This window comes from Clostridium sp. UBA5119 (assembly GCF_002414285.1).
Lineage (GTDB): Bacteria > Bacillota > Clostridia > Clostridiales > Clostridiaceae > Clostridium_J > Clostridium_J sulfidigenes.
Window position 1 is genome coordinate 490 of the sequence record NZ_DHYX01000087.1, and the last position, 2,288, is coordinate 2,777.

Here is a 2,288-nt window from a genome sequence, read left to right on the forward strand (position 1 = left end):
TAGATTATAATTATCTCTCATATAATTAATTAACTTATTTACTTCTATTCCTCTAGGTGGTTCCACTACTGTAACTGTAGATGAAAAGCCACTATCTAAATATAACTTCAACCCATAGCTAGTTAATGCATTTCTAATAGCTACAGCAATATTTTTATGTCTATTGTATACATTCTCTATTCCTTCTTCAAGTATATTATCTATAGCAACTCTAAGTCCATATATATCACTTATTGGCATAGTATATGGAAACCATTTTTTATCATAATATCCCTTCCATATAGTTAAGTTACAATAAAATCCTACAATCGGAGTATTTCTTATTCTCATAGCTTTATCCGCATCATCACTAACCGTAACAATAGTTAATCCTGGTGGAGCTGAAAAAGCTTTTTGAGAACCTCCTAATGCAATATCTATATCCCACTCATCTACATTTATAGGTTCTCCTCCCATAGCTGCAACACTATCTACAACTGTTAATATTCCATATTCTTTAAGCATTGGACAAATTTTACTTATGTCATTAAGCACTCCTGATGGTGTATCGCAATGAACTATAGTTGCATATTTAAAATTACTATCTTTATCAAGAAATTGTCTTAAATGCTCCACATTTACTTCTCTTTTTCTATCAACAGAATAAAATACAGGTATTCCTCCATATATTTTCACAAAATCAGCAAAGCCTTCACCAAATACCCCATTATCAATAATTAGTACTCTATCTCCTAGTTCTGTAAGTGATGCACAAGCAGCTTCCAATCCTAATATACCTTCACCACTTAATATAAACACATCCTTTTCAGTATTTAGTACTTTCCCAATTTTACTGCAAGTTTCTCTATAAAAATCATAAAAATCCTTATCTAAATCTGGATTAGTAGTTTCAATAGCCCTAGCCAATCTAACATTTTCTCTTACATTAGTAGGTCCTGGTGTAAATACATATGGTTTATTCATCATTTCATCCCCTATTCATGTCTTTAATATTACTAATTAATCACAATATTTTAAATAAAAACTTTGTTAATTTCCAATTTATGTTTCTAGCATATTTTCCATTTTTGTTATTAATTTAAAATTGGTTAAGTCATAATGTAGTGGTGTAACTGTTATATATCCTTCTTTAATCATGTCTACATCAGTATTATCTTGCATTGCATCATCCGGTGCACCAGTTATTTTATATACTACATTATCATCACTTTTCTCTACTTCAACATATACATTATTATAATTTCTTTCACCTATTTTACATACCTTTAATCCCTTTAATTTATCTTTACTTATGGATGGAATATTTACATTTAGTACTGTGTTTCCAATTTTCTCACTTCTAATTTTATTTAATATTTTTTCTGCATAATCTGCAGCTATTTCATAACTTTCTTCATTCCCATCACAAGATAATGCAATTGCTGGGGTATTATTTAATGCTCCTTCAACGGCTGCAGACACAGTCCCTGAATATATTACATCGGTGCCTAAATTAAATCCATCATTTATTCCTGATACTACTATATCTATTTTTGTACTAGCAATAGTAGTTATTGCAATTTTTGTACAATCTACAGGTGTACCACTTACACTAAAACATGGAGCATTTACACCTTCTATTTTTTCTTTTTTTACAATAAGAGGATTCATTAATGTTATGGAATGACTGCTAGCACTTTTTTGACTATCAGGTGCTACTACCAATATATTGTGTGCATTTTGAAGTCTCTGTGCAATAATCTGTATACCTTTTGCCGTAATTCCATCATCATTGGTTATTAATATATTCATAATTATATAAAATAGAGAAATTTATATTCTCTATTTTCCCTCCTTTCATTTATCTAAAATCTTATTAAATAATTAATTCACCCAAAAAGAAATACTATCTACTTTTTTATTTTAACATACTAAGGAGAAAGTTTATCTTAAAATATTATAAAATTATATAAAAAAAAGACACTGCATATGCAGTGTCTTTGGTGGAGATAAAGGGATTCGAACCCTTGACCCCCTGCGTGCAAGGCAGGTGCTCTCCCAACTGAGCTATACCCCCAAATATGGTGGACCTTCAGGGACTCGAACCCCGGACCTACCGGTTATGAGCCGGTTGCTCTAACCAACTGAGCTAAAGATCCATATTACTTGGCAACAACCTACCCTCCCACACAGCTTCCCATGCAGTACTATCGGCCCCTAGATGCTTAACCTTCGTGTTCGGTATGGATACGGGTGTATCCATCTAAGGCATAATTACCAAATTTAATATGGCTCCGCGAAGAGGATTC

Annotated in this window: 2 protein-coding genes, 2 tRNA genes and 1 rRNA gene; all 5 read right to left on the reverse strand. The window is 31.9% G+C overall.

Annotation, left to right across the window (positions count from 1 at the left end; translation table 11 throughout):
- On the reverse strand, positions 1-963 hold a 963-nt coding region (locus tag B2671_RS13720), incomplete at its 3' end, for an alanine--glyoxylate aminotransferase family protein (protein ID WP_346870912.1).
- 78 nt (positions 964-1,041) lie between these two features.
- A complete protein-coding gene (gene surE, locus B2671_RS13725; protein WP_346870913.1) occupies positions 1,042-1,791 on the reverse strand; it encodes a 5'/3'-nucleotidase SurE in 750 nt (249 codons plus the stop codon).
- Between the two features lie 189 nt (positions 1,792-1,980).
- Positions 1,981-2,056: transfer RNA gene (locus B2671_RS13730), tRNA-Ala, on the reverse strand.
- A 5-nt stretch (positions 2,057-2,061) separates the two neighbouring features.
- Positions 2,062-2,138: transfer RNA gene (locus B2671_RS13735), tRNA-Ile, on the reverse strand.
- A gap of 5 nt (positions 2,139-2,143) precedes the next feature.
- Positions 2,144-2,261, reverse strand: a 5S ribosomal RNA gene (rrf, locus tag B2671_RS13740).
- Positions 2,262-2,288 lie beyond the last annotated feature (27 nt).

Bases quoted from the DNA above. Each gene is read 5' to 3' on its own strand.
- surE (WP_346870913.1), bottom strand. From the start codon at position 1,791: ATGAATATATTAATAACCAATGATGATGGAATTACGGCAAAAGGTATA.